The sequence below is a fragment of the Pseudonocardia tropica genome, assembly GCF_040105315.1.
Classification (GTDB): Bacteria; Actinomycetota; Actinomycetes; order Mycobacteriales; family Pseudonocardiaceae; genus Pseudonocardia; species Pseudonocardia alni.
This window is the reverse complement of record NZ_JBEDNP010000017.1, coordinates 1-25,166: the sequence shown is the minus strand read 5'-3', so window position 1 is coordinate 25,166 and position 25,166 is coordinate 1. Positions and strand designations below refer to the sequence as shown.

Genomic DNA, 25,166 nt, shown 5'->3' with positions numbered 1-25,166 from the left:
GCGGCCGTCGGACGGCGGATCGCGGTCGGTGGAGCGGACGGGCCCGGACGTGCCGCGGGACACCGACGCCTCGGTCGGCGCCCGCGCGGGCCAGGCGTAAAGTCGGAGCCCGGCACCCCGACCGGGTCGGGAGCCCTACCGCGACCCGGGCAGGGGTCTGTCCTGCCCGCGGCCGGCCCCGTCGCCGCGCGCACCGCCAGCCCACCTCCACCGAGGAGCCAGCGCCGTCGTGGCCATCCTGTCCGGTCTGCTCACCTCCGCCCTGTCCGACGCCGGTCTCCGCGCCGCCGTCGACGCCGCCCGTGCCGCGGACACCCGCGCCGGCGAGACCCCTGCCGTGCAGGTCGAGGGCCCCTCCGCGGTGCGCCCGCTGCTCGCCGCCGGGCTCGCCGAGACCTCCACGGTGCTCGCCGTGACCGCCACCGACCGGGAGGCCGAGGACCTCGCGGCCGCGGTGTCGGACCTGCTCGGCCACGGCGAGGCGCTCGATTCCGCCGCCGACACCGTGCACGACTGCGCGGGCGCGCCGGTCGTCGTACTGCCGAGCTGGGAGACGCTGCCGCACGAGAAGCTGTCCCCGCGCCCGGACACCGTCGCCCGCCGGCTGACGATCTTCCACCGGCTCTCCTCGGCGGAGACCGCCCCGCGGGTGGTCGTGACCGCGGCGCGCAGCCTGATCCAGCCGGTCGCGCCCGGGCTGGGCACGCTCGCCCCGGTGACGCTGGCCGTCGGCGAGGAGTACGACTTCGAGCAGCTCCTGGTGCGGCTGGTCGAGCTGGCCTACAGCCGCGCCGAGATGGTCACCACCCGCGGCGAGTTCGCCGTGCGCGGCGGCATCCTCGACATCTTCCCGCCGACCGCCGAGCACCCGGTGCGCGTCGAGTTCTGGGGCGACGAGGTCTCCGAGGTGCGGTCGTTCTCCGTGGCGGACCAGCGCTCGGTCGGCGAGGTCACGCGGATCGACGTGCCGCCGTGCCGCGAGCTGCTGCTCACCACCCCGGTGCGCGAGCGGGCCGGCGAGCTGGCCCTGGAGCAGCCCGAGACCGCGGGCCCGGGCCGCAACCCGCTGCGCGAGCTGCTGGAGAAGCTGTCCGAGGGCATCCCCGGTGAGGGCATGGAGTCGCTGATCCCGGCGCTGGTCGGCGGGGAGATGCAGACGCTCACCGACCTGCTCCCGGACGGGACGCGGGTGCTGCTCGCCGACCCCGAGCGCATCCGGACCCGCTGCGCGGACCTCGTGCGCACCGGGCAGGAGTTCCTGGAGGCGTCCTGGCTGGCGTCCGGCTCCGGCGGCGAGGCCCCGACCGACGTCTCCGGGTCGGCCTACCGCGACCTGCGCGTCACGCTGGACCACGCGACGGCGACCGGCCGCCCCGTGGTCTCGCTGTCGCCGCTGCTGTCGGGCTCCGACGAGGTCGTCGTGGCGGGCGTGCACGAGATCGAGCCCTACCGGGGCGACACCGACCGCGCGCTGACCGACCTGCGCGCGCACGTCGCCACCGGCGGCGCCGCGGTGCTCGTGCTGGCCGGGCAGGGCACCGCCGACCGCTCGCTGGAGCAGCTGCGCGAGGCCGAGGTCCCCGCCTCCGCCGTCCCGGTGCTCACCGACGCCCCGGAGAAGGGGATCGTCACCGTCACCTGCGGGCGCGTGCTGAACGGGTTCACCGCGCCGGAGGTCGGGCTGGTCGTCGTCTCCGAGGCCGACCTGACCGGCAGCCGCGCCGGGCTCGACACCGCGCCGCGCAAGACCACCCCGCGCAGGCGCAACGCCGTCGACCTGGCCGTGCTGCAGCCCGGCGACTTCGTCGTCCACAACCAGCACGGCATCGGGCGCTTCATCGAGATGAAGGAGCGCACCGTCCAGGGCGCCACCCGCGAGTACCTGGTGCTGGAGTACGCCAGCTCCAAGCGCGGTCAGCCCGCGGACCGGCTGTTCGTGCCGACCGACGCCCTCGACGAGATCAGCCGCTACGTGGGCGGCGAGCAGCCCGCCGTCAACAAGCTCGGCGGCGGGGACTGGGCCAAGACCAAGAGCCGCGCCCGCAAGGCGGTCAAGGACATCGCGGCCGGTCTCGTGCAGCTCTACGCGGCGCGCCAGGCCTCCCCGGGGCACGCGTTCGGGGCGGACACCCCCTGGCAGCGCGAGCTGGAGGACGCCTTCCCCTACACCGAGACCCCCGACCAGCTGTCGGCCATCGACGAGGTCAAGCGGGACATGGAGCGCCCGGTCCCGATGGACCGCGTCATCTCCGGCGACGTCGGTTTCGGCAAGACCGAGATCGCGGTGCGGGCGGCGTTCAAGGCGGTGCAGGACGGCAAGCAGGTCGCCGTCCTCGTCCCGACGACGCTGCTCGCCACCCAGCACCTGTCGACGTTCTCCGAGCGGATGCGCCAGTTCCCGGTGACCGTGCGCGGGTTGTCGCGGTTCACCGACCCGGCCGAGGCGCGCGAGACGATCGAGAAGCTCGCAGACGGCACCGTCGACGTCGTCGTCGGGACGCACCGGCTGCTCCAGACCGGCATCCGCTACAAGGACCTCGGCCTGGTGATCGTCGACGAGGAGCAGCGCTTCGGCGTCGAGCACAAGGAGCACATCACCGCGCTCCGGGCGCACGTCGACGTGCTCACCCTGTCCGCGACGCCGATCCCGCGGACCCTGGAGATGAGCCTCGCCGGCATCCGCGAGATGTCGGCGATCACCACCCCGCCCGAGGAGCGGCACCCGACCCTGACCTACGTCGGCGCCTACGACGACAAGCAGGTCGCCGCCGCCCTGCGCCGCGAGCTGCTGCGCGACGGCCAGGTGTTCTACGTGCACAACCGGGTCAGCTCGATCGACCGGGCGGCCAAGAAGATCCAGGACCTCGTCCCCGAGGCTCGGGTCGCCGTCGCGCACGGGCAGATGAACGAGGACCTGCTGGAGCGGACCGTCAGCGCGTTCTGGCACCGCGAGTTCGACGTGCTGGTCTGCACCACGATCGTCGAGAACGGCCTGGACATCTCCAACGCCAACACCCTGATCGTCGAGCGCTCCGACACCCTGGGCCTGTCCCAGCTCCACCAGCTGCGCGGCCGGGTCGGGCGTGGCCGCGACCGCGGCTACGCCTACTTCCTGTTCCCGGCCGAGCACCCGCTCACCGAGACCGCGCACGACCGGCTCGCCACCATCGCCCAGCACTCCGAGCTCGGTTCCGGCGCGGCCGTCGCGATGAAGGACCTGGAGATCCGCGGCGCGGGCAACATCCTCGGTGCCGAGCAGTCCGGCCACATCGCCGGCGTCGGGTTCGACCTCTACATCCGCCTGGTCGGGGAGGCCGTCGCGGCGTTCCGCAAGCAGGCGGGCGGGGAGATCGGGGCCGAGCCGGAGGAGCTGCAGGAGGTCCGGGTCGACCTGCCGGTCGACGCGCACGTCCCGCACGACTACGTCGACGGCGAGCGGCTGCGCCTGGAGGTCTACCGCAAGATCGCCGAGGCGCCGGACGACGCCGCGCTCACCGCGATCGTCGAGGAGCTGACCGACCGCTACGGCGAGCCCCCGACCCCGGTGCGCAACCTGCTGGAGGTCGCCCGGTTCCGCCAGCTCTGCCGCCGCCTCGGCATCCGCGAGGTCGCCTCGGCGGGCACCCAGCTGCGGATCGGCCCGATGCAGCTGCCCGACTCCGCCCAGCTGCGGCTGCGCCGGCTCTACCCGAAGGCGCAGTACAAGGCGGCCGCGCAGGTCGTCACGGTGCCCAAGCCGGTGGCGGGCGGGCGGATCGGCGGCGCCGCGATGCGCGACGTCGAGCTGCTCGGCTGGTGCGCGGAGCTGCTGCTGCAGATCGTGCCGACCTCCACCCCGGTGCACAGCTCGGCCTCGTCCTGACGCCGCTCCGACCGGCCCCGACGCCGCGTTCGCGGTCGGGATCAACGGCACAGGGGATCGACGTCGCCGGCCGGCCGGAGCCGGAACCGTGCCCGGCGGCCGGCGCGCGGCCGCGGACGTCCGGGCACGACGACGGCGCCGCTCCCCGGTCGTGCCGTCGGGCCGACCTGCGACGGCGCCGACGCGCTCTACCGCAGGCACCCCTACTGCTCCCGGACGACCCGTGCGCCGGTGAGGTGGTCCGGCTGCTGCACACCGGCGCCCCCGCCGGCTGCTCCTCGGTGCGCTCCGACGGCTTCGCCCCGCTGCGCCGCGTCTGGACCGGGGACCCCGCCGCGGGCGGGTCCGGAATGTCGGTGCGTGCGGCTAACGTCGCCGTGTGAGCTTCCTGCGCCATCCCCACCTGTCGGGTGACACGCTCGTCCTGGTCGCGGAGGACGACCTGTGGACGGCTCCGGTCGAGGGCGGGCGGGCCCACCGCCTGACCGCGGACGGGGTGCCCGTCACCGCACCGCGCTTCTCGCCCGACGGCGGGTCCGTCGCCTTCGCCTCGCGCCGCGACGGCGCGCCCGAGGTGTACCGGGTCGACGCCGAGGGTGGCACGCCCGCCCGGCTCACCTGGTGGGGCGAGGCGCCGACCCGCGCCGCGGGCTGGACCCCCGACGGCGCGGTGGTCGCGCTGTCCGCGCACGGCGACGCGACCTCCCGGCTGTGGGCGTACGCGGTCCCGGCGACCGGCGGGGCGCCGGAGCCGCTGCCGCACGGCACGCTCTCCGCGCTCGCCCACCAGCCCGGCGGACCCGCCGTGCTCACCCAGGTCGAGGGCGGTCGCGACGCGGCCCACTGGAAGCGCTACCGCGGTGGGCGCGCCGGCCGGCTGTGGCTCGACGCCGCCGGGACGGGGGAGTTCACCCGGGTCCTGGCCGGTCTGGCCGGGCAGCTGGAGTGCCCCATGATCGTCGACGACGGCGCGGGTCCCCGGCTGGCGTTCGTCTCCGACCACGAGGGCTGGGGGAACGTCTACTCCGTCCCGCTCGCCGACCCCGGCACCGACCTGCGCCGGCACACCGACCACGGCTCCGGCGGCGGCACCGACTTCTACGCCCGGCACGCGAGCACCGACGGGCGCCAGGTGGTCTACGAGTCGGCCGGGGAGATCTTCCTGCTCGACGACCTGTCCGCCGCCTCGCAGCCGCGCCGGATCGACGTCCGGCCCGGCGGGCCGCGGCGCGCCCGCGAGCCGTTCCGTGCGTCGCTGCCCGCCGACCTCGGCCCGGTCCGGCCGGACCGCACCGGCCGCGCGAGCGTCGTGTCGGTGCGCGGCACCGTGCACCGGCTCACCCACCGCGACGGCCCCGCCCGCGCACTGCTCGCCGAGCCCGGCGTGCGGGCCCGGCTCGCGCACCCGCTCGGCACGCAGCGCGCCGTGTGGGTGGACGACGCGACCGGCGAGGACGCGGTGGTCGTCGCCCCGCTCGACCCGCACGCCCCGGCCGCCCCGGAGCGGGCGCGGTACGCCGCGGGCGGCATCGGGCGGGTCCTGGAGCTGGCCCCGGCACCGGACGGCTCCGCCGTCGCGCTCACCACGCACGACGGCAGGCTGCTGGTGCTGCACACCGGCGCCGACCCCGCACCGGACCCGGCGCCCGGCCCCGACGACCGGCCCGACGACGGCGTGGTCGACGAGACCGTCCCGGCCCGGGCGGTGGGGGAGCTGCGCGAGCTGCACCGCGGCACCGCGGGCGAGCCCTCCGACGTGTCCTGGTCACCGGACTCGGCCTGGCTGGCCTGGTGCGACCCGGCCCCCGAGGGGCTGTCGCGGATCGTGCTCACCCGGGTCGCCGACGGCGAGCACGCCGAGGTCACCCCGGCCCGCTTCCACGACAGCGACCCGGTCTTCACCGCCGACGGCAGGCACCTGGCGTTCCTGTCCCGGCGGGTGTTCGACCCCAGCTACGACGAGCACTCCTTCGACCTGACCTTCGGCACCGGCTGGAAGCCGTTCCTGGTGCCGCTGGCCGCGCGGACGCCCTCGCCGTTCGGGGCGGGGCCGGACGGCCGCCCGGTGGACCCGGCCGACGAGGGCCCGGACGACCCGCCCGCCACCCCGCCGCCGGCCCCGCCGGAGCCCGGCGACGAGCCCGAGCCGTCCGGTGACGGTGCCGCCGACGGAGCCGCCGAGGGTGCGGGCCGCGGGGTGGCCGCGGCGACCGGGGCCGGGGCGCAGGCCCGGGGCGGGGCGCGCGGCGGCCGTCGCCGGTCCGGGCGGGACGCCGACGAGGCACCGCCGGAGGTCGTCGTCGACGTCGAGGGGCTGGCCGACCGCGTCGTCGGCGTGCCGGTCGAGGCCGCCCGCTACACCCGGCTCGCCGCGGTCCGGGGCGGCCTGGTGTGGCTGCGGCTGCCCAGTGGCACCGGCGTGCTCGGCGACAGCCTCCCCGACGACGACGCCGAACCCGACCGCGCCGTGCTGGAGCGGTTCGACCTGGCCCGGCGCACGGTCACCGTCGTCGCCGACCCGGCGTCGTCGTTCGCGGTGAGCGGCGACGGCGCCCGGCTCGTCGTCCGCGACCGGGGCACGGTGCGGCTGCTGCGCGCCGACCGCGGCCACGCCACCGCCCCGGAGGACGACGCGGGCGGCGACGAGTTCACGATCGACACCCGCCGGCTCGTGGTCACCGTCGATCCGGTCGCGGAGTGGCGGCAGATGTTCGACGAGACCGCCCGCCTCATGCGCGACCACTTCTGGGTCGAGGACATGGCGGGTGTCGACTGGGCCGCCGAGACCGCCCGGTACCGGCCGCTGGTCGACCGGGCCGGGAGCCACGACGACCTGCTCGACGTGCTGTGGGAGCTGCACGGTGAGCTCGGCACCTCGCACGCCTACGTCATCGGCGGCCGCGCCGGCGGCGACCCGACCGGGCGTCCCGGCCTGCTCGGCGCGGACCTGGAGCCCGACCCCGGCGGCGGCCCGGGACGGCGGGTCCGGCGCGTCCTGCCGCCGGAGACCTCGGCGCCCGCCGCGCGCAGCCCGCTGTCCGGTCCGGGCGTCGACGTGCGGGCCGGGGACGTGCTGCTGGAGGTGAACGGGCGTCCGCTCGACCCGCACTGGGGGGTCGCGCCGCTGCTCGTCGCGACGGCCGGGAGCACCGTGGAGCTCACCGTGCGCTCCGGCCCCGACCGGCCCGACGCGGGCACCGTCCGCCGCGTCGCGGTGCGCCCGCTGCACTCGGAGGACGAGCTGCGCTACCAGGACCGGGTGGCCCGGCTGCGCGCCGAGGTCGCCGAGCGTTCCGGCGGGCGGCTGGGCTACCTGCACGTGCCGGACATGATGGGCTACGGCTGGGCGCAGCTCCACCGCGACCTCGCCCGCGAGACCGCGAAGGACGGCCTGCTGCTCGACGTGCGCGGCAACCGCGGCGGGCACACCTCGCAGCTGGTGGTGGAGAAGCTCGCCCGCCGCGTCATCGGGTGGGACCTGCCCCGGCACGGCGCACCCGCCACCTACCCCGAGCAGGCGCCGCGCGGGCCGGTGGTGACCCTGGCCGACGAGCGCTCCGGCTCCGACGGCGACATCGTCACCGCCGCCATCAAGCGGCTCGGGGTCGGTCCGGTCGTCGGGACCCGCACCTGGGGCGGGGTGATCGGCATCGACAGCCGCTACCGGCTCGTCGACGGCACCCTGGTCACCCAGCCCCGCTACGCCACCTGGTTCGACGACGTCGGCTGGACGATGGAGAACCACGGCGTCGATCCCGACGTGGAGGTGGTGGTGACCCCGCAGGACCGGGCGGCCGGACGGGACCCGCAGCTGGACCGGGCGATCGCGATCGCCCTGGCCCGGCTCGACGAGCACCCGCCCGCACGGCCGCCGGACCTCGCGGGGCGACCGTCGGCGACCCGGCCCGCGCTGCCGGGACGGCCGGGCGGGGGAGATCGGCACCACACCGCGTGAGAGGCTGACGGCCGTGCGCACTCGCAGGATCACCGCCGCCCTGCTGATCGTCGGGGCCGTCGCTGTCACCGGGGCCGGTTGCGGCACCGGACCGAGCCGGGTCGACTCCGCCGCGATCGTCGGCGAGAGGTCGATCCCGCTCGCCACCGTGCAGCCCGCGATCACCTCGGTGCTGACCCGGCCCGGGCTGGTGGACGGTCTCAAGTCCCAGGGCGGGTCCGAGGCCGACATCGGGCGGGCCGTGGTGTCCCAGCTGGTGATCCGCGACCTCATCGGCCTGACCGCCCCGGAGCAGGGCGTGACCGTGTCCGACCAGCAGGTCGCCGCGGCGATCGCCCAGCAGGGCGGCGAACAGGCGGTGCAGGAGTCGTCGCTGGCGGTCGGCGGTGCGCCGGCCGCCACCCGGGACGAGCTCACCCTGGCCGAGCTCGCCCGCCGCGAGCTGCCGCGGCTGTCGGTGACCGCGGACGTCGCGGTCGCCCAGGACCGGGCACAGGCCACCACGCTGGCCCGCGAGGTCGCCGCCGGCGGGCAGCGGGCCGAGGCGGCGCTGGCCGGTGCGGGCACCACCCAGCGCGGGCTCGCGATCCGCCCGGCCGAGACCCCGCAGGCCGCGCTCACCCCGCTGATCGGCATCCCGGCCGGCTGGGTCGCGGCGTTCCCGCTGGGCAGCGGCCAGGGCTGGGTCGTGGTCCGGGTCACCGAGCGCGACCTCGGCGCGCCCGCCGCGGGCGGCGCGGTCGGCCAGCTCGACCAGCGCTCGCTGTCCGAGGCCGGGATCCGCATGCTCACCCCCACCGCGCTGCGCACCGGGGTGCAGCTCAACCCCCGCTACGGCGAGTGGGACCCGATCCAGATGCTCGCCGTGCCGACCGCCGAGGACGCCTCCGTGGTGTTCCCGGTCGCCGCGGGCAACCCGACCCCGCCCGCCCCCTGATGGCCGCGACGGTCGTCGTCTGCCCCCGGCGCGGGGCCGCACTCCCGGCCGCGGCGCTGCCGCTGCTGCGCTCCGCGACCGACGTGCTCGCCGTGCCCGGTCTCGACGCCGGCGCCGCAGCCGGTGCCGTCGACTGGACCGGCACCGATCCCGCCGAGCTCGCCGACGGCACGGTGCTGCTGGTCCCGGCGGGTCATCCCGCCGCCGCGCACCCCGGTGCGGTGCCGCCGCCCTCCGGGCACGCGGCGCTCGACGCCGTCGCGGTGATGGACCGGCTGCGCTCGCCCGGCGGCTGCCCGTGGGACGCCGAGCAGACCCACACCTCGCTGCTGCGCTACCTCGTCGAGGAGTGCTACGAGCTCTACCAGGCCGTCGAGGACGGCGACCGCACCGAGCTGCGCGAGGAGCTCGGCGACGTCCTGCTGCAGGTGCTGTTCCACGCCCGCGTCGCCACCGAGCACGACGGCGCCCCGTTCGGGATCGACGAGGTCGCGACCGGACTGGTCGACAAGCTCGTCGGCCGCCACCCGCACGTGTTCGCCGCGGGGGAGACGGTCGCCACGGCCGCCGACCAGGACCGCCGCTGGGACGAGCTCAAGCGCGCCGAGAAGCAGCGCGAGTCCAGCGTCGACGGCATCGCGACGGTCCAGCCGGCCGTCGCGCTCGCCGCGAAGCTGACCTCCCGCACCGCGAAGGCGGGACTGCCCGCGGACCTGCTGCCCGCCGACGACGGCGCCGGTGCCGCGCTGTTCCGGCTGGCCGCGTCCGCGCAGCTCGGCGGTGGTGACCCGGAGGCCGCGCTGCGGACGGCCGCACGTGAGTTCGAGGCGCGGGTGCGGTCGGCGGAGAAGGCCGCCGCCGCGGACGGGCTCGACCCGCACGCGCTGACCGCCGAGGACTGGCGCCGCTACTGGGACGGTCCCTGACCCCCACCCCGATCGGGTGATACCCGCCGGTAACGTGTGAGCGTGCGCACCCAGTCGCTGCTCGCGGCCATCGGCGGCATCCTGGCCCTGATCGTGGTCGTCTCGCTGGCGACCGGCCCGGACTTCGGGCCGTCGCTGCCCCGGACCCCGGTCGACCGGCGGTCCGCCCCGCCCGCGTCCGCTCCGCTGTCCGCGGGCACCGACGTCGTCGCGTGGGCCCGGGCGACCGCGGCCGAGGCCGACATCCCCGAGCGGACCCTGCAGGCCTACGCGAACGCCGAGCTGCGCCAGCGCGAGCGCACCCCGGACTGCCGGCTGAGCTGGGCGACGCTGGCCGGGGTCGGGCGGATCGAGTCCCGGCACGCGACGTTCCGCGGCGCCGAGCCCGGCCCGGACGGCCGCGTCGACCCGCCGATCATCGGCATCCCGCTCGACGGCACCGGCGGCACCCGCCGGGTGGCCGACACCGACGGCGGCCGCCTCGACGGCGACCCGGTGCTGGACCGCGCGGTCGGGCCGATGCAGTTCCTGCCCGGGACCTGGGCGCGCCACGGCGCGGACGGCGACGGCGACGGCGTCGCCGACCCCCAGCAGGTCGACGACGCCGCGCTCGCCGCGGCCGGGTACCTGTGCGCGAACGGGCGCGACGTCGCCGACGCCGACGACTGGTGGCGCGGGGTCCTCGCCTACAACGCCTCCCGCGACTACGCCCGCGACGTGTGGGCCGCCGCCGCGGACTACGCGCAGCGCACCACGGTCCCCGCGCCGCCCGCCCCCTGACCCGCCCCGGCCCCCCTGCGCCGCACAGGTTCCGTGCGCGATGCAGAGGCCGGAACCCGTGCGGCGCGACCAGAACCCGTGGGGCGTGGCCGGCGGCAGGGGGTCGCGGGGTCAGGCCAGCAGTGCGCGGCCCCAGTGGTCGTCGCCCTCGGCGAGGCCGGGCGGGACCGCGAAGAGCGCCGAGCCGTTGTGTTCCAGGTACTCGCTGAGCGCGTCGGACCGGGCCAGCCTGCGCTGCATCGGCACGTACTGCGTCAGCGGGTCGCGCACGAACGCCACGAAGAACAGCCCGGCGTCGAGGTGGCCGCGACCGTCGGAGCCGTCGACGAAGTTGTAGCCGCGCCGCAGCATCCGCGCGCCGCCGTTGGCCTCGGCGGAGGCGAGCCGGATGTGGCTGTCGTCCGGGATGACCGGCCCGGACGGACCGGTGGCGGCCAGGTCGGCGAGGTCGAACTCGGCGGTGCCGGTCAGCGGCGCGCCCTCGCCCTTGTCCCGGCCGACGATCTGCTCCTGCTCGTCGAGCCCGGAGCGGTCCCAGGTCTCGATGTGCATCCGGATCCGGCGGGCGACCAGGTAGGACCCGCCGCGCAGCCAGTCCGGGCCCTCGTCGCCGACCCACACGTGCTGGGCGAGCAGGTCGGGCTCCTCGGCCTTGAGGTTGTTCGTGCCGTCCTTGAACCCGAACAGGTTGCGCGGGGTCGCCTGCCCGGTCGAGGTCGACGACGTCCGCCCGAACCCCAGCTGCGACCAGCGCACCTCGGTGACGCCGAAGCCGTCGCGGACCAGGTTGCGGACCGCGTGCACGGCCACCTGCGGGTCGTCGGCGCAGGCCTGGATGCACAGGTCGCCACCGGAGCGGGCCGGGTCGAGCCGGTCGCCCTGGAACCGGGGGAGCGCGGCGAGCCGGGGCGGGCGGCGGTCGGCGATCCCGAGCTTGTCGAAGAACCCCGGGCCGACGCCGAAGGTCAGCGTCAGCGACGCGGCCGGCAGCCCGAGCGCCTCGCCGGTGTCGGCGGGGGCGGCGTAGCGGTTGGCCGGGATCGCGCCGCCCTCGGCGGTCTCCCGGCCGGTCGTCATGCGCTCGGCCGCGGCGGTCCAGCGGCGCAGCAGGTCGGCGACGGCGGCGCGGTCGGTCGAGGTGAGGTCGAGCGCGACGAAGTGCAGCCGGTCCTGGGCCGGGGTGACGATCCCGGCCTGGTGCTCGCCGCGGAAGGCGACGACGCCGTCGGCGGCGGGCGCGCCGGACAGGCCGTAGCCCGCGGCCGCGCCCGCCCCGGCCAGCGCCGCCCCGGCGCCGGCCAGGCCGAACAGCCGTCGCCGGGTCAGGTGCCAGGGGCTCATGCCGTCACGGTGCCCGCGACCTTGCTGACCGGCTCGGACAGTGCGTCGACGGCCGCGGTCATCTTCCGGGTGTCCTCCGGCGTCAGCTGGGTGTAGAGCCGGTAGCCGTCGCCGACCCGGTAGCTCTGCAGGAGCGTCTCGACGGCCTCGAACCGCTGGTCCAGCACCGGGCCGAGGGCGGGGTCGTTGGTGTCGATCGTCGGGCGGAGCGCGGCGATCGCGGCCCGGGCGCCCTCGACGTTCGCGGCGAAGTCCCACAGGTCGGTGTGCGAGTAGCGGTCCTCCTCGCCGGTGATCTTGCCGGTGGCGACCTCGTCGAGGAGCTCCTTCGCGCCGTTCGCGAGCTGGACCGGGGTCAGCTCGACGGTCCGGGTGCGCGCGGCCAGGTCGGTGATGTCGGCGGTGAGCCGGTCGGCGATCGCGGCCGAGTCGGGCTGCAGGCCGGTGACCCACAGGTCCTTCTCCAGCCGGTGGTACCCGGTGAACCCGACGCCCGGGTCACGCTCGTCGTCCTCCCGGCCGTCGATCCTCGGGTCGATGTCGCCGAAGGACTCGGCGACGGGCTCGATGCGCTCCCAGTAGGTGCGCGCGACCGGGAACAGCGCCTTGGCCTTCTCGACCTCGCCGGCCTTGACCGCGTCGGCGAACTCCTGGGTCTTCGGGACGAGCGCGCCGACCTGGGAGTCGACGTAGCGCTTGTAGCCGGCGGTGGCCGCGGCGAGCTGGGCGTTCGCGTCGGTGGCACGCTGCGCCGAGCCGGTCACGGTGAACGGGGCGCGGATGCCGTCGCCGGACATGCCGGGCTTGCAGGCGGTGGTGTAGGTGCCGCCGTCGGGGACCTCGACGATCAGGTCGCGGGACAGCCCCGGGCCGATGTTCTCGACCTCGCCCATGATCCGGTCACCGGTGGCGTAGAGGTAGAACTCGGTGACCTTGCTGCCGGCGTTGGTGATCCGGAAGGTGACGGTGCCGGCCGGGGCCTGCGCGGTCGAGATCTCGCAGGCGGTGTCGGTGGCGTTCACGGTGATCGGGCCGCCGTCGCCCGCTCCCTGCGCCGTGGGGGCGGTCGAGGTGCAGCCGGCCAGCAGCGCGCCGGCCACGGTGATCGACGCCAGGCCTGCGGCCGTACGCGTGACGGGGGACATCGTCGTTCTTCTCCTACGGGTGCGCGACGCGCCGGTGCGCGTCGGGATCGGGTGGGGGGCCGGTCAGGCGTCGGCGATGGCCGGGGCGCGACGGCGGGCCGGGCGCAGGAACAGCGCCAGGACGACCACGACGTAGACCGACCAGACGACCGCCTCGAGCACGGTCGTCCGGGGCGAGAAGTTGAAGATCCCCTTGAGCAGGGTGCCGTACCAGGAGTCGGCGGGGATCACGTCGCTGACGTCGAAGGCCAGGGTGGTCAGGCCCGGCAGGATCGCGGCCTCCTGCAGGTCGTGGACGCCGTAGGCGAGGATCCCGGCGGCGACGAAGATCAGCAGGAAACCGGTGACGGTGAAGAACCGCCCCAGGTTGATCTTCAGTGCCCCCCGGTAGATCGCGTACGCCAGCGCGACGGCGATAGCGATGCCGGTCAGGAACCCGACCAGCGGTCCGGCGGTCTCGCCCGCGGCCTGCGCGGCGGCGAAGAAGAAGACCGCGGTCTCCAGTCCCTCGCGGCCGACGGCGAGCGCCGCCATCACGACGACGGCCCACGGCCCCATCGACACGGCCCGGTCCAGGGCGCCCTCCAGCTCCCGGGACAGGGTCCGGCCGTGCGCGCGCATCCAGAAGATCATCCAGGTCACGAAGCCGACCGCGACGATCGACAGCGAGCCGCCGAGGGCCTCCTGGGCCTCGAACGTCAGGGCCTGCTGGGTCAGCGTCAGCCCGAGCGTGACGCCGATGCTGACGGCGACCGCGAGCGCCACCCCGGCCCACACCCGCGGCAGCTCCGAGCGGCGCCCGGTGCGGACCAGGAAGGCCACCAGGATCGCCACGACCAGCGCGGCCTCGAGTCCCTCGCGCAGCCCGATGAGCGCGTTCCCCAGCATGCGACCTCCCACGGCCCAGTCACCGATGCAGTCACCAGGTGAGGGTGTGCTGCCGGGCGGGAAGGCTAACCTCACCCGATCGGGCGGGGAAGTGTCGCGGGGCATTCGCCCCGGAAGATCCGTTTTCGCAGATCAGGGACGGTCGGGCGCGAGCGCGATGCGAGCCCGCACCTCGCCCAGCGCTTCCTGGTACTCCGGGCGCGGATCCATCGCCGAGGCGATCTTCAGCTGCGTCTCCGCCTCGCCGAGCCTGCCCTGGCGCTGCAGCGTCTTGCCGAGCGCGAAGCGCGCGTAGTGGTCGGCCGGATCCGTCTCGACGACCCGGACGAACGCCGCCTCGGCCTTGCGCAGCTGCGCCGAGTCCAGGTAGGCGCGGCCGGCGAGCAGGTGCACCGAGGCGTCGCCGGGCTCGTCCGGACCGTGTGCCTCGAGGACCGGACGGAGCGCGTCGAGCGCCTCGAGCGGGCGGTGCCGGGAGAGCAGCCGGTCGGCACGGCGGAACGCCGCGACCGGGTCCTGGTGGTTCGCACGGGGACTGCTCATGGTCACCCCACGTTAGGTGCGATCCGGGCGGGATGCGAGGTCTTGACAGACCGCCGGTGCGGGGCAGGGTGACGCAAGCGTCCCCCGCGCGGGGGCGACCGGTGACTACGCTGACGCACCGGACGACACCCGCGATCAGAACAGGAGTCACGGTGGCGGTCATCGAGCAGGTCGGGGCACGCGAGATCCTCGATTCCCGGGGCAACCCCACGGTGGAGGTCGAGGTCGCGCTGGACGACGGCACGCTGGCGCGTGCCGCGGTCCCGTCGGGCGCCTCGACCGGCGAGCACGAGGCCGTCGAGCTGCGGGACGGCGACAAGAACCGCTACGGCGGCAAGGGCGTCGAGAAGGCCGTCGCGGCCGTCCTCGACGAGATCGGGCCGGAGCTCGTCGGCGTCGAGGCGGTGGACCAGCGGCTGGTCGACCAGCGCCTCGTCGACCTCGACGGCACCCCGGACAAGTCGAAGTTCGGCGCGAACGCCCTGCTGGGCGTGTCGCTGGCCGTCGCGAAGGCCGGGGCGGAGTCCTCGGGCCTGGAGCTGTTCCGCTACGTCGGCGGCTCCAACGCGCACGTCCTGCCGGTCCCGATGATGAACATCCTCAACGGTGGTGCGCACGCCGACACCTCCGTCGACGTGCAGGAGTTCATGGTCGCGCCGATCGGTGCGGAGACCTTCCGCGAGGCGCTGCGCTGGGGCGCGGAGGTCTACCACGCGCTCAAGTCGGAGCTGAGGGACAAGGGCCTGTCCACCGGCCTGGGCGACGAGGGCGGCTTCGCCCCCGACGTGAAGGGCGGCACCCGCGGGGCGCTGGACCTGATCGCCGCGGCCGTGCAGCGCGCCGGGTACACCCTGGGCACCGACGTCGTGCTGGCGCTCGACGTCGCGGCGACCGAGTTCCACGACGACGGCACGTACGCCTTCGAGGGCAAGAAGCTCGCCGCGGACGAGATGGCCGAGGTGTGGAAGGAGCTCGTCGGGGCCTACCCGCTGGTGTCCATCGAGGACCCGCTGGACGAGAACGACTGGGACGGCTGGGTCGGGCTCACCGAGGCCATCGGCGACAAGGTCCAGCTCGTCGGCGACGACCTGTTCGTCACCAACCCGGAGCGACTCGAGGACGGCATCGCCCGCGGCGCCGCGAACGCGCTGCTGGTGAAGGTGAACCAGATCGGCACCCTGTCCGAGACCCTCGATGCGGTGACGATGGCGCACAACGCGGGGTACCGCTGCATGATGAGCCACCGTTCCGGGGAGACCGAGGACGTCACCATCGCGGACCTCGCCGTCGCGACCGGCTGCGGCCAGATCAAGACCGGCGCCCCGGCGCGGTCCGAGCGGGTGGCGAAGTACAACCAGCTGCTGCGCATCGAGGAGCTGCTCGGCGACGCCGCCCGCTACAACGGCGAGCTGGCGTTCCCGCGCTACCAGGTGCCCGGCCAGAGCTGACGCTCCGGTCGTTCCCCCGTTGGTGACACGGATGTCGCCCGGATCGTCTGCGGACGGTCCGGCGCGGCACCCCCACCGGCGCCCGATCGGGCGGCATGCTGGGTGGGCCGCCACGGAGCGGCACCATCGGTGGAGACCGGGACGGACGGGAGGGCGCATGGCGGACCGTCGGGGACGAGGACGGGACGGCCGTGCGCGCACGCCCGCCACGGGCCGCGGCCGCACCGCGGCCAAGCCCCGGGCGACGCCCGCGCGCTCGGCGCGGGCGCCCGCGTCGACGGGTGGCTCCGGTGCCCGGTCGCGCCCGGCCGGTCCGCAGGCCGCCCGGCCCCGGCTCACCCGGGCCCGGTCCCGCGCCGGCGAGGTCGTCGCCCGCACGACCGGGCTGCTGGGCCTGTCGTCGACCAAGCGGGCCGCGATCCTCGCGATCGTGGTGTGCGCCCTCGCGCTGACCGTGGCCGTGCCGCTGCACAACTTCGTCGCCCAGCGCCAGGAGCTGGCCGACGTCTCGGACCGCCAGCAGGCGCTGGAGGCCGACGTCGCGCGGCTGTCCTCCGACCGCGCCCGGCTCTCGGACCCGGCCGAGGTCCAGACTCAGGCGCGGTCCCGGCTCGGGATGGTCCAGCCGGGGGAGACCCCCTACGTCGTGCAGTTCCCGGCCCCGCCGGCGCCGGTCGTCGAGGACGGCCAGGCCGAGCCCGGCGTGCCCTGGTTCCACACCCTGTGGAACGACGTCACGGGCGACCCGCGACGATGAGGGCGTGAGCAGCACTCGTTCCCGTCCGCCCGGTCTGGAGCCGGGCCCGGTCGCCCGGGCCGACCTCGACGCCGTCGCCGACCAGCTCGGTCGCGCCCCGCGCGGGGTCCTCGCGGTCGCCTACCGCTGCCCGTCCGGGCACCCGGCGGTGGTGCAGACCGCGCCGCGGCTGCCCGACGGCACCCCGTTCCCGACGTTGTACTACCTGACCTGCGCGCGCCTGGCGTCGCGGATCGGGACCCTCGAGGCGCAGGGCCGGATGAAGGAGATGGAGGACCGGCTCGCCGTCGACGACGAGCTGGCCGCCGCCTACCGCCGTGCCCACGGGACCTACCTCGCCGAGCGGGACGCGATCGAGCCGCTGTCCACGCACCCGGACGTCACCGCCGGGGGCATGCCGGACCGGGTGAAGTGCCTGCACGTGCACGTCGCGCACGCTCTCGCCGCCGGGTCCGGGGTGAACCCGTTCGGCGACGAGGCGCTGGCCGAGATCGGTGAGTGGTGGCGGTCCGGCCCGCCCTGCCTCTAGACCCGCCCCCCGCTGCGGTCACCGGAGCCGATGACGGCCCGGACGGCCGGCTACGGGGCGAGGGCCCGTACCGGGTAGTCCGGGAGCGCGACGTGCCGCACGGGCAGGGTGTCGTCGACGAGCCCCGTCCGCCGCAGCGTCCCCCCGAGCGGCCCGGCGAGGACCCGCATCCCGGTCTGCAGCAGCGAGCGCTGCCAGGTCGTCCGCGGGTGGTACATGACGAACTTCTGGGCGTGGTCGGTCATCGGGCGCAGGACCCGCTCGTAGCGGGCGAAGGCGCCGGCGACGTCGTCCGGGGTCGCGGCCAGCTCACCGGCGAGGACGTAGGCACCGCTCAGGGCGCTGGTGGTCCCGGTCCCGAACGGGCCCGCGCACCAGGCGGCATCACCGAGCAGGGCGACCCGGCCCCGGTGGAAGGACGGGGTGCGGATCTGCGCCACCTGGTCGACGTAGGGCGTCGTGTCCCCGAGGGCGTCGAGGATGCGGGGGGTCTCCCAGCCGAGGTCGGCGAACGACGCCCGCAGCATCGCGGTCGCCCCGGCGCGGTCGAGCCGGTCGAAGCCCAGGGTGTCGGTGGACATGCTGAGCATGGCCCGGGTCGTGCCCACGTCGTCCGGGCGCAGGTGGACCACCCGTCCCCGGGCGCCCAGGTGCATCCGCCACCGGCGGTCGTCGTCGGCGGTGCGGGGGATCGTGAAGTACGCCCAGACCAGCCGGAGCTCGTGCGTGGAGGCCTCGGGGAGCACGAGGCCGCGGGTGCGGGAGCGTGCGCCCTCGGCGATCACGACGGCGTCGAACCGCCGGCCCGGACCGTGGGCGAACCGGACGTCGACGCCGTGCCCGTCGTCGTGCAGCTCGGTGATCCGGTCGCCGAACAGGTACTCGGCGGAGGCCGCGGAGTGCTCGTGGAGGATGCGCGCGAGACGGCCGCGCAGGATCTCCAGGTCGGCGGTGGGGGCCAGGTCGTCCCGGGAGTCGGCCGGGAACTCGGCGATCGTGCGACCGCGGGCGTCGACGAAGGCCATGCCGGTCTCGCTGGTGTGGTGGGCGCGGACGGCGGGCTCGAGGCCCATCCGGCGCAGGACCTCGCGCCCGGCGCCGCGGACGTCGACGTTCTGGCCGTCCTCGCGGAGCCGGGGGGGCGCGTTCCACGACGGTCACGTCCCAGCCGTTCGCGGCCAGCCACGAGGCGGCGGCGGGGCCGGCGACGCTCGCGCCCGAGATCAGGACGGTGGGGTGGCTCATGGCGCAGTCCTCTCGACGATGGTGCGGTCATCGGGGAGTGCCCGCTGCTTAGACGGTCTAAGCTTAGTTTCTCTAAGAGAATGTGCTGTGCTTGGATGCGGCGTGGCGCGGAACGAGCGGGAGCGGAACGAGACGATCCGTGCGCTGCCCGGGCTGGCGGACCTGGACGACGTGTCGCTCGCGGTCGGGACCCTGGTCGCCGCCGCCCAGGACCTGGTGGTGCGCACGGCCCGGGTCATGGGCACCAACGTGACCGACATGACGGCGATCACGCTGCTCGCCGAGCACGGACCCCTGGGGGCCACGGAGCTGGCGCGCCGGCTGGGCATCACCCTCGCCTCGACCAGCGTGCTGGTCGACCGCCTCGAACGGGTCGGGTACGTGGAACGCAGCCGCGACGCCGACGACCGCCGGCGCGTCACGGTGCAGGTGACCGCGGCGGCCCGGTCCGCCGCGGGCACCGCCTGGCTGCCCGCTATCACCGGGATCGACGAGGTCTGCCGGCGCCTGTCGGGGCCGGAGCGCGACCTCGCGCTCGACCTGCTCACCCGGCTCACCGCGGCGATGCGGCGCGGCAACCGGGACTGACCCGCCGCGCCGGCCGGTCAGCCCGTGGGTGTGGCCCGGTCCAGCAGCACCCCGACGCCGTCCTTGCCGGGCCGGGTCCCGGCGGTGCGCAGCGGCCCGTCGGCGTCGAGCCGGGTCGCGACGAAGACGTCCGCGACGGCCGTCGGGGCGTGGCGGACCAGTAGCGACCCCTGCAGCGCCAGAACGGCCAGCTCCGCGAGGCGGCGGGCCCGGCGTTCCTCCGGCGCGGCCAGCTCGGCGCGCAGCGCGGTGACCGTCGCGTCCAGCCGCGGGTCGACCCCCGCGGCGAGGTCGATCTCGGCGAGCAGTGCGTCGACGGCGTGCGGCTCGCGGGCGATGGCGCGCAGCGCGTCGAGTGCGGTGACGTTGCCCGAGCCCTCCCAGATCGAGTTCAGCGGCGCCTCCCGGTAGAGCCGGGGCAGGTCGGACTCCTCGACGTAGCCGTTGCCGCCCAGGCACTCCAGCGCCTCGGCGACGACGGTCGTGGTCCGCTTGCACACCAGGTACTTCGACACCGGCAGGGCCAGGCGCAGCAGCGCCGTCTCACCCCGGTCGACGGCACCGGCCAGCCGCAGCGCCAGGACGGTCGCGGCCTCGGTCTCGGCGGCGAGCTCGGCGAGGACCTCCCGCATCAGGGGCTGGTCGGCGAGCCGCGCCCCGAACGCGGACCGGTGCGCGACGTGGTGCGCGGCCTCGGTGACCGCGGCCCGCGCGGTCGCCGCGGAGCCGAGCACGCAGTCCAGCCGGGTCATCGACACCATCTCGATGATCGTCCTGACCCCGCGGCCCTCGTCGCCGACCCGCCAGCCGACGGCACCGGCGTACTCGACCTCCGACGACGCGTTGGACCGGTTGCCGAGCTTGTCCTTGAGTCGCTGCAGCCGGATCGCGTTGCGGGTGCCGTCGGGCAGCACCCGGGGCAGGACCAGGCAGGTCAGGCCGCCGGGGGCCTGGGCGAGGGTGAGGAACAGGTCGTTCATCGGGGCGCTGGTGAACCACTTGTGCCCGGTGAGGCGGTAGCTGCCGTCGGACTGCGGGGTGGCGACGGTGGTGCCGGCGCGGACGTCGGAGCCGCCCTGCTTCTCGGTCATCGACATGCCGGCGAGCAGCCCGTCCTTGCCGGCCGGGACGGCGAGGCCGGGCACGTAGCGGCGGGCGGTCAGGCCGGGCTCGTAGGCTTCGGCCAGCTCGGGCGCGTGCCGCAGCGCGGGCACCGACGCGTAGGTCATCGAGATCGGGCACAGGTGGCCCTGCTCCACCTGCGAGGTCAGGTAGAAGCCCGCGGCCCGGGTGACGTGCGCACCGGCGCCGGGCGCCGCGGCCCACGGGGCGGCGGCCAGGCCGTGCTCGACGCTCGCGCGCATCAGCGCGTGCCACGACGGGTGGAAGGTCACCTCGTCGACGCGGTGCCCGGTGCGGTCGTGGGTGCGCAGCTCGGGCTCGTGGACGTTGGCGGCGCGGGCGTGCTCGCGGTGCTCCGCCGTCCCGATCTCCCCGGCGAGCGCCCGCAGTGCCGCCGGGTCGCCCCCCTCGCGCCCGATCGCCTCGACGACGGCCGGGTCCGCGGAGAGGAGGTCGCCGTCGGTCCGGGACGGGACCTGGTTCACGACCTGGTGCGTGCCGAGGTCCGACACCGGGGCGGGGGTGTGCGTCGTCGCCATTACCGGAGGGTAACCCCGGCGTGCGACCGATCCCAGGCGTTCCGACTACGGTTCGGACCGACCGTCGTCGTACCCGAAGGAGTGCCGATGTCGCGGGTTGCCGCCATCGACTGCGGAACGAACTCGATCCGGCTGCTCGTCGCCGATGTCACGGAGGCCTTCGACGGCCAGAAGGAGCTGCGCGACCTGCACCGCGAGATGCGGATCGTGCGGCTCGGCAAGGGCGTCGACGCGACCGGCAGGCTCGACCCGGAGGCACTGCAGCGGACCCGGGTGGCGCTGGTCGACTACGCCGTCGCCGCCCGCCGCAAGGGAGCCGAGCGGATCCGGATGGTCGCGACGTCGGCGACCCGGGACGCGTCGAACCGCGAGGACTTCTTCGCGATGGTCCGCGACACCCTGGGCGTCGAGGCGGAGATCATCTCCGGCGACGAGGAGGCGCGGCTGTCGTTCGTCGGCGCCGTCGGCGACCTCGACCCCGACGACGGCCCGTTCGTGGTGACCGACGTCGGCGGCGGATCGACCGAGGTCGTCGTGGGGGAGCTGCGCGACGGGGCCGCCGTGGTGACCGCGGCGAAGTCGGTCGACATGGGGTCGGTGCGGCTGACCGAGCGCTGCCTGCCCTCGGACCCGCCGTCGGACGCCGAGATCGACTCCGCGCGTGCGGTCGCCGCCGAGGTGCTGGCCGAGGCGTTCGCCTCGGTGCCGGTCGAGACCGCGACGACCTGGGTCGGGGTGGCCGGGACGATCACCTCGCTGTCGGGGATCGCCCAGGAGCTGCCCGCCTACGACCGCGAGCAGGTGCACGGCTCGACGCTGACCCGCGAGGACCTGCACCGGGTCGCGGACCTGCTGATCCGGTCGTCGCGGTCGGAGCGGGAGAAGCACGGTTCGCTGCACCCGGGCCGCGTCGACGTCATCGGTGCCGGGTCGCTGGTCGTGCAGGCACTCGCCGACGAGCTGCACGCGCGCGCCGGGATCGACCGGGTCGTCGTCTCCGAGCACGACATCCTCGACGGGATCGCGCGATCGATCGCATGAGTCTGGAGGTCCTGGACCAGCGGATCTCCGAGTGCCGGGCCTGTCCGCGGCTGGTCGGGTGGCGCGAGCAGGTGGCCCGGGAGAAGCGGGCCGCGTTCCGCGACGAGACCTACTGGGGGCGCCCGGTGCCCGGCTTCGGCCCTCCCGACGCGCGGATGCTGATCGTCGGGCTGGCTCCCGCCGCGCACGGCGCCAACCGGACCGGGCGCATGTTCACCGGCGACCGCAGTGGCGACGTGCTCTACGCCGCGCTGCACGCCGTCGGACTGGCGTCGCAGCCGACCGCCTCCCACATCGGCGACGGCCTTAAGCTCCACGGGGTCCGGATCACCGCGCCCGTGCACTGCGCGCCGCCGGCGAACAAGCCGACCCCGGCCGAGCGCGACGCCTGCCGGAGCTGGCTGGAGCAGGAGCTCGGCCTGCTCGCGCCGACGGTCCGCGGGGTCGTGGTGCTCGGCGGCTTCGGGTGGCAGGCGCTGCTGCCGGTGCTCGCAGGGGCGGGGTGGACGGTCCCGCGGCCGGCACCGAAGTTCGGGCACGGGGCATCGGTGACGCTGGACCCCGCCCGGCCCGACCGGGAGCCGCTGGAGCTGTTCGGCTGCTACCACGTGAGCCAGCAGAACACCTTCACCGGACGGCTGACCCCGGCCATGGTCGAGCAGGTCCTGGCGGACACCGCGCGGGCCGCGGGATTGTCGCCGACCCGACGATGAACACCGCAGCCGCTGGTCGGGGGCCTCTTCCGGCGTGGCTTTGCTCTGCTCACCTCTACGCAACACCCTCCGCCGCGCCGCCCCGGCCCCTCGCCGCCGTCGCCGAGATGCAGCTCAGCGGGGTTCCGGTGCGGGTCGGCGACCGCTGAGCTGCATCTCGGCGGGTGTACCGGTCCCGGTGCTCAGCCGGTGGTGAAGCGGTGCAGGCGCATCGCGTCCTGCATGGCGGGAACGTGCCCGGCCGCCGACAACAGCGGGCGCAGCCACACCCGCGGCTCGCGCAGGGACACCTCGTCGTAGATCGAGATGTCGTCGCGCTCGGTCAGCGACGGGTGCCGGTGCGCGAACTCCGCGGGGTTCCACGACCACCGGAACTCGGTACCGACGGCGCGGAACGTCGGCGTCCAGCGCGAGGCGCGCACCGTCCACGGGGCGACGGCGTCGAACGCCAGCGTCGCCGCGGGGGTGCCGGACACGACCCGGTCGACGGTGGCGTGCACGGCCTCGGCCGGGACGTACATGAACAGGCCCTCGGCGACGACGAGCGTCGGCAGCGTCGGGTCGACGGCGGACCACCAGCCGTCGTCGGTGACGGAGCCGGCGACCTGCTCGATGCTGTCGGGGAGGTCGTAGAGCCGCCGGCGGACCTCCATCACCTCGGGCTGGTCGACGTCGACCCAGCGGCACGTCGACGGCACCCCGACCCGCAACGGCCTGCTGTCCAGTCCACAGCCCAGATGCAGGACCTGCCCGGCGGGCTCGGCGGAGAGGAACTCCCGCGTCCAGCCGTCGAGGATCGCGGCGCGGCACACGATGGTCGAGACGTCGCCGGTGAACTGCCAGAGGCCGTGGACGTCGTGCTCGATGCGGTCCCAGACGGGCTCCGCCCACGGGTCGCCCAGGATCGGTCGGCGCGACCGGGCGTCCAGGCGTCGCATGTAGAGGGTCATCAGCAGGGTCGCCGCGGCGCCCCGGAGGTCGACCTTCTCGGTGCTCGGCATGAGTCCTTCCCGCCATGGCTACGCTGTCGCGGCGCCCCCGTAGCCCAACGGCAGAGGCAGACCCCTTAAAAGGGTCCCAGTGTCGGTTCGAGTCCGACCGGGGGCACCCCCCTTCCACGTCGAGAATACCCCTCTGACCAGCGATTACACCCGACGAAGCCGAGATGATGTTGTCCGGTCGTACCCGGCCCTGACCGGTGCTCGGCGGGTGGCTGTACCGAATACGTACCGAAGTTCCGTCGCTCACGGGGTAGCCCCAAGGGCGTCGGCGATCCGCTGCCGGGCGGCGTCCTCCTGGCCGACGATGCACTTCGCGTAGATCTGGTGCAGGACGGCGACGCTGTGCCCGGCCCACTCGGCGACCTGGGTCGAGGGCACGCCCGCGTTGAGCCATGTCGACACCGCGGCGTGGCGGAGGTCGTAGGGGCGTCGGGCGAGCGGCGAAGCGGCCTCCGACTCGGTGAGAGCGCTCGCGCGAGCTTTCCGCCATACCCGGCAGTAGGTGCCCTCCGGGAGATCACCACCGCGGACACCGCGGAACAGCCGGCCATCCGGCGTCGTGCCGTGCTCGGCGAGATGCGCCCGCAGTAGAGCGGTGAGCGGAGGGGGAGACGGGACCGAGCGGGTCTCACCGCGGGCCCGGTGCTTCAACTCCCGCTCCTCGCGGCGCCGGCCGTTGTCGGTCCAGGAAGCGCCGGCCTCCGGGGTAGAGCCGGTCAGCAGCAGCTCGCCCCAGCCTTCAGCTGGAAGTTGGAGGTCAGCGGCGCGGAGTGTCACAGCCTCGCCCGGCCTGAGGGCGGCGTAGTAGAGCAGGCCGAAGAAGGCGACCAGGCCCGGGCCGCTCGGCTTCTGACTGCCCACGGCGGACAGCAGGGCGCGGGCCTGAACGGTGTTGACGACGGCTCGCTTGTCCACCGTCTTCACCGTGCGCGGGATCTTCCACGCAATCGCGGTCACCGGGTTGCGGGTCAGGAGCCGACGCTCCACCGCGTACTCGCCGAGGTTGACCACGACGCCACGTTGCCGAGCGATCGAGGCCGGGGCTGCACGGCCGCCGTCGCCACGCACCGTCAATGCGTCCAGGACAGCGCGTACGACGGCCGGTTCGGCCAGGTCACCCACCTCACGGGTGTTCCGTTCCAGCCATGCCAACGCACGCGCAATCGGCTCTGGCGGCGCGGCATTCGTGCTGGCCCGGACGTTGAACGCCCACGCGGTCAAAGCCTTGCGCAACGTGGCGTCGTCCGGCCGGCCTCGCTCACTCGTGATCAGCGCGAAAGTGGCGTTGGTGAGCGCCCGCGCCGTGTTGCGCCGCGAGTTCGGAGCCAGGTGCGGCCACTTCATCGCTGCGTAGTCCCGGGCGAACGCGAGCCACCCGACGCGCCGTTCGGAGCGATCCATCGACATCGGACGGCCGGTGTCCAGTGAGAACGCCTCGCCACGCCGCGCAGCAACCAGCAGCTCGGACCGGAAAGCATCAGCCAGAGCCGCGGTCTTGTACGGGACTCGCCAGCGTCGCCCAGCAACCGACCACTTCACTGTGTGCGTCGTGGTCCGTGCGCCCGAGTACACCTCGACCTTCCAGATCCGCACGTCGTAGGAGGTCTCCATCAGGCTGCCTCCTCGTGCGCATCGAGCCAGCGCTCCAACTCCGCACGACGGACCCGCAGGTCACCGTTGGTTACGTCCGCGGAGGTGGTGTACGGGTTCGTCGCTGGTGAGCGGCGTGGCGTCGTGACGTGAGACGGCCACCGCGTGATCTTTCTCGAGTACCGACCAAGGAACTCCAGGAAGGACCACCACGAT

The 25,166-nt window shown here is 75.0% G+C and carries 20 protein-coding genes and 1 tRNA gene; 13 read left to right on the top strand and 8 right to left on the bottom strand.

What is annotated here, in order from left to right:
* Positions 1–238: 238 nt before the first annotated feature.
* The 6 genes from mfd (at position 239) to WHI96_RS22975 (ending at position 10,460) form a co-directional block, all read left to right on the top strand.
* Positions 239–3,862 carry a transcription-repair coupling factor gene (gene mfd / locus WHI96_RS23000; protein WP_345650217.1) on the top strand — a complete coding sequence of 1,208 codons (3,624 nt, stop codon included), beginning with the start codon at positions 239–241 and terminating at the stop codon, positions 3,860–3,862.
* Between the two features lie 236 nt (positions 3,863–4,098).
* Positions 4,099–4,245 (top strand): hypothetical protein, encoded by a 147-nt coding sequence (locus WHI96_RS22995; protein WP_345650156.1) that lies wholly within the window; start codon positions 4,099–4,101, stop codon positions 4,243–4,245.
* On the top strand, positions 4,242–7,817 hold the full coding sequence (locus WHI96_RS22990; RefSeq protein WP_345650158.1) for a S41 family peptidase: 3,576 nt from the start codon (positions 4,242–4,244) through the stop codon (positions 7,815–7,817). Before WHI96_RS22995 ends, WHI96_RS22990 begins: the two co-directional genes overlap by 4 nt.
* Positions 7,818–7,830: 13 nt before the next feature.
* Positions 7,831–8,754, top strand: coding sequence for a SurA N-terminal domain-containing protein (locus tag WHI96_RS22985; protein ID WP_345650160.1), 924 nt, complete (start codon positions 7,831–7,833; stop codon positions 8,752–8,754).
* Complete coding sequence (locus WHI96_RS22980; protein ID WP_345650163.1) at positions 8,754–9,680, top strand: nucleoside triphosphate pyrophosphohydrolase; 927 nt, start codon at positions 8,754–8,756, stop codon at positions 9,678–9,680. The genes WHI96_RS22985 and WHI96_RS22980 overlap by 1 nt, the downstream gene beginning before the upstream one ends.
* 42 nt (positions 9,681–9,722) lie before the next feature.
* The gene (locus tag WHI96_RS22975) at positions 9,723–10,460 is read left to right on the top strand and encodes a lytic transglycosylase domain-containing protein (protein WP_345650165.1); all 738 of its coding nucleotides are present in this window, start codon (positions 9,723–9,725) and stop codon (positions 10,458–10,460) included.
* A 111-nt stretch (positions 10,461–10,571) separates the two neighbouring features.
* Here WHI96_RS22975 and efeB read toward each other — a convergent pair whose 3' ends face one another.
* From efeB to WHI96_RS22955, 4 genes are all read right to left on the bottom strand, one after another.
* Positions 10,572–11,801, bottom strand: a complete 1,230-nt coding sequence (gene efeB, locus WHI96_RS22970; RefSeq protein ID WP_345650167.1) for an iron uptake transporter deferrochelatase/peroxidase subunit — start codon at positions 11,799–11,801, stop codon at positions 10,572–10,574.
* Complete coding sequence (gene efeO, locus WHI96_RS22965) at positions 11,798–12,946, bottom strand: iron uptake system protein EfeO (protein ID WP_345650170.1); 1,149 nt, start codon at positions 12,944–12,946, stop codon at positions 11,798–11,800. Before efeO ends, efeB begins: the two co-directional genes overlap by 4 nt.
* Positions 12,947–13,009: 63 nt before the next feature.
* On the bottom strand, positions 13,010–13,834 hold the full coding sequence (gene efeU / locus WHI96_RS22960; protein WP_345650173.1) for an iron uptake transporter permease EfeU: 825 nt from the start codon (positions 13,832–13,834) through the stop codon (positions 13,010–13,012).
* 132 nt (positions 13,835–13,966) lie between these two features.
* Positions 13,967–14,377 carry a tetratricopeptide repeat protein gene (locus tag WHI96_RS22955; protein ID WP_345650176.1) on the bottom strand — a complete coding sequence of 137 codons (411 nt, stop codon included), beginning with the start codon at positions 14,375–14,377 and terminating at the stop codon, positions 13,967–13,969.
* 152 nt (positions 14,378–14,529) lie between these two features.
* Between WHI96_RS22955 and eno the strand changes: the two genes are divergently transcribed.
* The 3 genes from eno to WHI96_RS22940 all read left to right on the top strand — a co-directional run bounded on the left by eno (position 14,530) and on the right by WHI96_RS22940 (position 17,111).
* Entirely contained in the window at positions 14,530–15,825 is a 1,296-nt protein-coding gene (gene eno / locus WHI96_RS22950; protein WP_345650179.1) for a phosphopyruvate hydratase, read from the top strand.
* A gap of 157 nt (positions 15,826–15,982) precedes the next feature.
* Positions 15,983–16,582, top strand: a complete 600-nt coding sequence (locus WHI96_RS22945; RefSeq protein ID WP_345650182.1) for an FtsB family cell division protein — start codon at positions 15,983–15,985, stop codon at positions 16,580–16,582.
* 4 nt (positions 16,583–16,586) lie between these two features.
* Positions 16,587–17,111: a DUF501 domain-containing protein gene (locus tag WHI96_RS22940; protein ID WP_345650185.1), complete on the top strand. Its 525-nt coding sequence runs from the start codon at positions 16,587–16,589 to the stop codon at positions 17,109–17,111.
* A gap of 50 nt (positions 17,112–17,161) precedes the next feature.
* On the opposite strand, the gene WHI96_RS22935 is transcribed toward WHI96_RS22940, so the two are convergent.
* A complete protein-coding gene (locus tag WHI96_RS22935; RefSeq protein ID WP_345650188.1) occupies positions 17,162–18,184 on the bottom strand; it encodes an FAD-dependent monooxygenase in 1,023 nt (340 codons plus the stop codon).
* Positions 18,185–18,458: 274 nt separating this feature from the next.
* Between WHI96_RS22935 and WHI96_RS22930 the strand changes: the two genes are divergently transcribed.
* Entirely contained in the window at positions 18,459–18,944 is a 486-nt protein-coding gene (locus WHI96_RS22930) for a MarR family winged helix-turn-helix transcriptional regulator (RefSeq protein WP_345650191.1), read from the top strand.
* A 17-nt stretch (positions 18,945–18,961) separates the two neighbouring features.
* Here the strand turns inward: WHI96_RS22930 and WHI96_RS22925 are convergent, their stop codons facing one another.
* Positions 18,962–20,605, bottom strand: a complete 1,644-nt coding sequence (locus tag WHI96_RS22925) for an acyl-CoA dehydrogenase family protein (protein ID WP_345650194.1) — start codon at positions 20,603–20,605, stop codon at positions 18,962–18,964.
* A gap of 87 nt (positions 20,606–20,692) precedes the next feature.
* Between WHI96_RS22925 and WHI96_RS22920 the strand changes: the two genes are divergently transcribed.
* Positions 20,693–21,646, top strand: a complete 954-nt coding sequence (locus WHI96_RS22920) for a Ppx/GppA phosphatase family protein (protein WP_345650197.1) — start codon at positions 20,693–20,695, stop codon at positions 21,644–21,646.
* The gene (locus WHI96_RS22915; protein WP_345650200.1) at positions 21,643–22,359 is read left to right on the top strand and encodes a uracil-DNA glycosylase; all 717 of its coding nucleotides are present in this window, start codon (positions 21,643–21,645) and stop codon (positions 22,357–22,359) included. The genes WHI96_RS22920 and WHI96_RS22915 overlap by 4 nt, the downstream gene beginning before the upstream one ends.
* A gap of 182 nt (positions 22,360–22,541) precedes the next feature.
* Here WHI96_RS22915 and WHI96_RS22910 read toward each other — a convergent pair whose 3' ends face one another.
* Positions 22,542–23,360 (bottom strand): class I SAM-dependent methyltransferase, encoded by an 819-nt coding sequence (locus WHI96_RS22910; protein WP_345650203.1) that lies wholly within the window; start codon positions 23,358–23,360, stop codon positions 22,542–22,544.
* A gap of 33 nt (positions 23,361–23,393) precedes the next feature.
* Between WHI96_RS22910 and WHI96_RS22905 the strand changes: the two genes are divergently transcribed.
* A tRNA-Leu gene (locus WHI96_RS22905) sits at positions 23,394–23,466 on the top strand.
* Between the two features lie 137 nt (positions 23,467–23,603).
* On the opposite strand, the gene WHI96_RS22900 is transcribed toward WHI96_RS22905, so the two are convergent.
* Positions 23,604–24,971 (bottom strand): tyrosine-type recombinase/integrase, encoded by a 1,368-nt coding sequence (locus WHI96_RS22900; protein WP_202417617.1) that lies wholly within the window; start codon positions 24,969–24,971, stop codon positions 23,604–23,606.
* Positions 24,972–25,166: the final 195 nt, after the last annotated feature.